General features: G+C 49.2%; 2 protein-coding genes and 2 pseudogenes. 3 read left to right on the top strand and 1 reads right to left on the bottom strand.

From position 1 onward, the window contains the following. Nucleotides 1–321, top strand: a pseudogene (locus IP65_RS22090) (hypothetical protein); the annotation flags it as partial. Here the strand turns inward: IP65_RS22090 and IP65_RS21855 are convergent. Continuing rightward, on the bottom strand, nt 322–564 hold the full coding sequence (locus IP65_RS21855; protein ID WP_169042076.1) for a hypothetical protein: 243 nt from the start codon (nt 562–564) through the stop codon (nt 322–324). 8 nt (nt 565–572) lie between these two features. On the opposite strand from IP65_RS21855, the gene IP65_RS21170 reads away from it, so the two are divergent. Both IP65_RS21170 and IP65_RS21605 read left to right on the top strand, forming a co-directional pair. After that, nucleotides 573–833 carry an RHS repeat domain-containing protein gene (locus IP65_RS21170; RefSeq protein WP_231627932.1) on the top strand — a complete coding sequence of 87 codons (261 nt, stop codon included), beginning with the start codon at nt 573–575 and terminating at the stop codon, nt 831–833. 54 nt (nt 834–887) lie between these two features. After that, nucleotides 888–2,897, top strand: a pseudogene (locus IP65_RS21605) (hypothetical protein); the annotation flags it as partial.

Below are 2,897 nucleotides of genomic sequence, written 5' to 3' on the forward strand. Positions count from 1 at the left end.
GCCATCATCGCTTACACCCACATGCTCAGCCACAGAACAGCAACATATTGCTGGGCACGGCGCGATGAACATGCATCTTGCCGGAATCGCTTTCCATGTCGTGCGCCTAAGATTAGGCTGATGCTGCTGCAACCGAAGTGCCCCTACCTCAATCCAGTGGAGATTGTCTGGCAGTTCGTGCGCAACAACTGGCTGTCGAACCAAAATTTCAAATTATACGATGACATCGTCGTCTACAGTCGCTTCGCCTGGAACAAGCTCTTCGAGCACCTGCGGCGCATCGTGCCCCTCAGATTGCGTCAAAGGACCCACGGGTTCTGATCAATGCGCCCTGATATAAAACCAGTTTTGGGTGCCGCTTGACGCCCTTGACGATGTCGACAAAGTCGTCGGCGTTACGGCAATTGGCGGCAGCAGGTTTCCATTGAAGGCTTTTACGAACTGTAGAGGCAGCGCCTCTGCTGGATGCGGAAGTCCCGCGCCCAGCAATCTTTCAAGCAGCTGGCCATCACCCTCAACGTGCTGATTACAGGATAGTTTTGAAGACTCCAGATTGACTCCCATGTCAAAACATGGAAACCAACAGCAATCATCCGGAAACATTTCCGGCGAACTGGAGGGGTGGGGCGATGAAGTCGTTTTTGCATGCTGCAGCTTTCGCATTGGTTGTGGCCAAACCGGCGCATGCCACGGAGACCGTCGCCTACACGTATGATGCTCTCGGCCGGTTGGTCCAAGTTACCCACGCTGGCTCAGTCAATAACGGCCTCAATACATCTTACAATCCTGACAAGGCCGACAACCGCGTAAACGTCACCACTACCGGTAGCTAATGGCTTATTCGCATAAGTATGAAGCCATTAGTAAATTTATGAGGGTGGCGTGGTATGAATAATTTGGTAAACGTGCGCAATTTTTCGGGAAAAGGTAGATCTGCGGTCAAGGCAGTTCATAAAACGCTTCTGATAACGACGGCAATAGGCTTCTACGTGCCATCTGCACTTGCACAAGTTGCTGTTGGCTTGCCAAAAAATCTAGACTCAGATGATAATAGTATAAGCTACTCAAGTGGCTTGCCGGTAATTTCGGAGAAAGTCCTGTCTATCGGCGGCTCCCAAAATGGCCTTGAGCATATAAGGACTATTACTGGAAATCGATATTGGATTCATAACTATACAATCGCTGTTACCGGCACACTTGGCGGGAATGTCCAGGTAATTATTGGCAGTAGAACTATAAATTTTTCATATAATAGTTCTACGGGTAAATATGTAAATGTTGACGGTGGCGGCGGGATTTTCACAACTGCACTTGTATATACCGATGATAACGGTGATATATACAACTTTAGCCAAGCTTTTACTGGCGTTGATATTCCAATTCCACCGACAACAAGTGTGGTTCAGCGCAATCTTTATGATCCAGTTGGGCCTTACGTTGCATATTGCACTAAGGTTACTCGTGCTGACGGTACGACGGAAGCGCTATATTACACGACGCAGTCAGTCAGGTCTGCGGCTGGAACTGTGACGAATAGCTATAACTTTATCAGGTTGTCACTTGTTGCAAAGTCTACAGGTTATTCTTTAAAATTTGGATACGAAACTAATACTCTGTCAGTGTCTGGGGCTAGCCAAATATCATGGTCTTCCATATCGTCAGTATATGGCGTAAATAATACAATTGATTCATGTTCATCCAGTGGATCTTGTGTTGCTTTTACGCAAAATTGGCCTTACGCTAGTTACAATGTTACTCAGTCATCTGGTGTCTATACAGAGATTTTAACCACCCCGTCCGGGCGTGTAGAAACAATTAAGAGCGACGCATCTGGTCAGAAAGTTGCGTCTATACAAATTGGCTCAAACGCAACAAACACCGTTGCATTGTCTTATGACTCTAGCGGTAGAGTTACTGGACTTTCAAAAAATGGCGTAAACTATACGTACGCTTTTTCCGCTAGTGGATCGACACTTTCAAGCGTGCGATCTGCATCTGGGGCAACGCAATATACAGCTACGGCCGACATTCCGTCGGGCGCATTGCAGACATTCCAGAATGCACTGAATCAGAAAAATACCTACCAATACAATTCTTCCGGGTTGTTGGCTTATGTTGTTCCTCCCGAAGGCGTGATCACATCTGGTTCGCCAACGTCGGGGTATACGAAATATTCTTATGACGCCAACGGGAATGTGACCGAGCAGCGGAGTGTTGCAAAGGTGGCATCGGGTCTGTCGGACATCGTGCAATCATCTGGATATCTGTCGAGCTGTTCTTCAAGAGTGCTGTGCGATAAGCCAAATTGGACGAAGGACGCCAAAGGAAACGAAACCGATTATACTTACGATAGTTCGACAGGATTGGTGACATCGGTTACGGGGCCGGCTGATGCTAATGGTGTGCGTCCACAGACGCGCTATAATTATACGACGATGCAGGCCTATTTCAAGAACAGCTCCGGCTCGATTGTGGCGTCCGGACAGAATGTCTACATGCTGACGTCTATTTCTTCGTGCCGTACGCAAGCTGGGACAGCATTGACCGGGACAGCGGGGGTGGGACCTTTCTCGCTTTCGGGAAGCGCCACTTGCGCCAATAGCGCCGACGAGATTCGGACGACGATCAACTACGGCCCCCAGACCACTGGTGTGGCTAACAACCTATTGCCGATCTCGCGAACCGTCGCGACCGGGGACGGGTCGATCAGCGCTACCACGACCTTTGCCTATGACAACGTCGGCAACGTCATTTCAGCAACAGGCCCGCTTGCAGGTCAGATCTCCTATGCATTCTACGATGCTGATCGCCGTGTGACTGGTGTGATTGGTCCTGATCCCGATGGCTCTGGTACGCGCCAACCGGTGGCGGTGAAATACACGTATAATGCCAATGGT

Origin of the sequence: Novosphingobium sp. AAP1 (assembly GCF_001295765.1) — a bacterium.
Lineage (GTDB): Bacteria > Pseudomonadota > Alphaproteobacteria > Sphingomonadales > Sphingomonadaceae > Novosphingobium > Novosphingobium capsulatum.

Bases quoted from the DNA above. Each gene is read 5' to 3' on its own strand.
- IP65_RS21855 (WP_169042076.1), bottom strand. From the start codon at position 564: ATGGGAGTCAATCTGGAGTCTTCAAAACTATCCTGTAATCAGCACGTT.
- IP65_RS21170 (WP_231627932.1), top strand. From the start codon at position 573: ATGGAAACCAACAGCAATCATCCGGAAACATTTCCGGCGAACTGGAGG.